The following is a 1,501-nucleotide window of genomic DNA, read 5'->3' as shown; positions in this document are numbered from 1 at the left end:
CCGTCATTCTAGGTTCGAGTCCTAGTTCCCCAGCCACTTCCTCAGCTTAGTCCTTCACCACGCTGATCGAGCCGTTGCGCTCGATCCAGGCCGAGCGGACCTGGGCGACGTCCTCGACGCCGGAGCTGCGCAGGGCCTCCTCCAGGTCGTGATGGCCGATCCCGTGGCGGCGCAGGGCCGTCTCATCGACCTTCCCGTCGACGATCAGCTGCGCCGGCTTGCCCTTCAGCAGCGGACCGAGCGGGCGAATCAGCACCGCCAGATGGGCGAGGCCGGCGTGCAGCAGGATCAGCGTCAGGCTGCCGGCCATGGTCGGGAGCAGCGGCGCATTGCCGGTCAGGGCCCGCGACAGGTTCGAGCCGATGACGATCGAGACGATGATGTCCAGCGCATCCCACTTGCCGAAGGCGCGCTTCGAGGCCACCCGCACGAGGAACACGCCGAAGGCGAAGATCACCACGGCGCGGGCCGACATCTGAAGCCAGGTCAGCGGCTCGCCGGCGCGGCCGAGGAGGTCGGAGAGGGCGTCCATGGCGCGGCAAGCGCGGGGCGGGCGGCGAGGTTCCCCCCGCCGCTCATTCCAGCCCTCGCCGGAATGAGCCGAGTTAGTGGCCGGAGAGGTCGAGGCCCCGCGCGTCCGGCGCGCGCGAGTCCCCGCCGTTCAGCGCCTTCTGCATCCAGACGATGTCGACCCACCGGCCGAGCTTGTAGCCGAAGCTCCTGCCGACGCCGGCGTCCTGGAAGCCGAGCGACCGGTGAAGGCCGATGGAGCCGGCGTTCTGCGAGTCGCCGATCACCGCCACGACCTGGCGCATGCCGGCGGCCTCGCAGGCGGCGATGACGGCGCTCAGAACCGTCTTGCCGACCCCGCGGCCAATGGCGTCGGGGGCGACGTAGACACTGTCCTCCACGGTGTAGCGATAGGCGGCCCTGGGCCGGAACGGACCCGCGTAGGCGAAGCCCAGCACCTGCCCGGCCTCCTCGGCCACGAGGTAGGGCAGGCCGCGCTCGACCACCGCACGCCGGCGCTGCTCCATCTCCTCATGGGAAGGCGGGACCTCCTCGAAGGTGCCGAAGCCGGTCAGCACGTGGTGGCCGTAGATGGCGGCGAGGGCGGCGGCGTCGCCCTCCTGCGCGGCGCGTACGATCATGCCTTCTCCCACCCCCGCTCGACGGCCCAGATGGCGAAAGCGTAGTCGAGGGCGATCTCCTTCAGGAAGTCGAACCGGCCCGAGGCGCCGCCGTGGCCGGCCTCCATGTTGATCTTGAGCAGTATGGGCGTATCGCCTGTCGCGTACTCGCGCAGCTTGGCGACCCATTTCGCCGGCTCCCAGTAGGTGACGCGCGGATCCGACAGGCCGCCGGTCGCCAGGATCGGCGGATAGGGCTGGGCGCTCACCTGGTCGTAGGGGCTGTAGCTGGCGATCAGGTCGTAGGCGGCCGGATCGGTAATCGGATCGCCCCACTCGGGCCACTCCGGCGGGGTCAGCGGCAGGGTCGC

The 1,501-nt window shown here is 70.4% G+C and carries 3 protein-coding genes; all 3 read right to left on the bottom strand.

The features are described from left to right. Positions 1–46: 46 nt before the first annotated feature. Positions 47–532: a DUF421 domain-containing protein gene (locus VHK87_RS07840; RefSeq protein ID WP_329634349.1), complete on the bottom strand. Its 486-nt coding sequence runs from the start codon at positions 530–532 to the stop codon at positions 47–49. 73 nt (positions 533–605) lie between these two features. Then, entirely contained in the window at positions 606–1,151 is a 546-nt protein-coding gene (locus VHK87_RS07835) for an N-acetyltransferase family protein (protein ID WP_329634348.1), read from the bottom strand. Next, positions 1,148–1,501: prolyl oligopeptidase family serine peptidase (locus VHK87_RS07830; RefSeq protein WP_329634347.1), on the bottom strand; the 354-nt coding region annotated here is incomplete at its 5' end. The genes VHK87_RS07835 and VHK87_RS07830, both read right to left, overlap by 4 nt.

Origin of the sequence: Phenylobacterium sp. (assembly GCF_036263695.1) — a bacterium.
Classification (GTDB): Bacteria; Pseudomonadota; Alphaproteobacteria; order Caulobacterales; family Caulobacteraceae; genus Phenylobacterium.
The sequence above is the reverse complement of the archived record's forward strand: the minus strand, read 5'-3'. Positions and strand labels throughout refer to the sequence as shown.